Source organism: Mycetocola manganoxydans (genome assembly GCF_003667545.1).
GTDB lineage: Bacteria > Actinomycetota > Actinomycetes > Actinomycetales > Microbacteriaceae > Mycetocola_A > Mycetocola_A manganoxydans.
Map to the genome: position 1 here is coordinate 1 of NZ_RCUV01000029.1, position 1105 is coordinate 1105.

The following is a 1105-nucleotide window of genomic DNA, read 5'->3' on the forward strand; positions in this document are numbered from 1 at the left end:
AATTCTATAGCTTGCTCCCGAAACGCCTTTGCGTGACGGGGGAGACCACAACGTGTCAGTCGCAAACGAGCGGATGCGAGAACGGTCTAGCCGCGTGAGCAAACCACTGTTAATCTGGGGGCATGAGCGACGTGAATGTGAATCCCGAAGAGGCCGCTGCAAAAGCGCGGCAGATTATCGAAGCCGACGTGAACACGCGGGTTGAAGCGGTGCGCTCATTGGCGGATGCCGCCAACCGCTTCGACACGGCCGAGCAGCAGCTGAAGGAAGCAACAGCGGCGCATGAGCGTGCCTGGAGCGCGGCGATCAGCGCTGGATGGAGCGAGAAAGATTTGCGAGCAACGGGTGTTCGTGCGCCCGGCGCTTCTCCACCACGGCCGCGAAAGCGCCGCACAGCACCTGGCGTTCAGCTGGCTGCTGCGGAGTAATGCACCACTCCCCCGCTACCGCTTCTGGCCCCACCCGGTTCTTCCAGGTGGGGCCAGTTCTATGTGTACCGGGTTCTTGTTCTGCTTTGTGGTGGAACTGGTTGCACTGCGCTCACGAGGGAGTCAAGGGTGCTTCGCAGATTCCTCCGGAATCCGGCCTGCGGCCGCCCTTGACACCCACTCCGCTGCGCGCAACTGGCGAGTGTCAGCCGATGGCGGGCCATCGGCTGCAAGCCGACAATCCGGAGATCATGAGGACCAACGAGGTCCGATCCGGTCACGGGCTCGCCACCCCGGAAGGACAAAAACTATGAGCCGTGAAACGATCCCAGCTCCCCTTCTTCTGACACCAGAAGAGACCAGCGCAATACTCGGCCACACGCTCGAAGAGCTGCGCCAATGGCGCGACCAGAACGCGGGACCGACCTTCCACCGGCTCGGGGGCCGGCTCATCCGTTACACCCGAGCCGCGGTTGCTGAATGCGTAGCGAATGCCGCGACGACATCCTGTCGATAGCTGCGGCCCGGATGGCCGCAAGAGCAACGCCTTACGGGACAGACTTAGCCCGTGTTTCATGCTGCCCTTTCAATTGGTGGATGAAATCTTGCTGGAAGCCACTGACGGCGAGGTTCGCTGTGAGGCTTCGCTCAGGCGCACCCGTGCACACTAGAAGCCC

At 62.1% G+C, this 1105-nt stretch carries 1 protein-coding gene; it reads left to right on the forward strand.

Annotated elements, in window-relative coordinates:
• Positions 1-122 precede the first annotated feature (122 nt).
• Entirely contained in the window at positions 123-428 is a 306-nt protein-coding gene (locus D9V29_RS14735) for a hypothetical protein (protein ID WP_121674087.1), read from the forward strand.
• The last annotated feature ends 677 nt before the right edge of the window (positions 429-1105 follow it).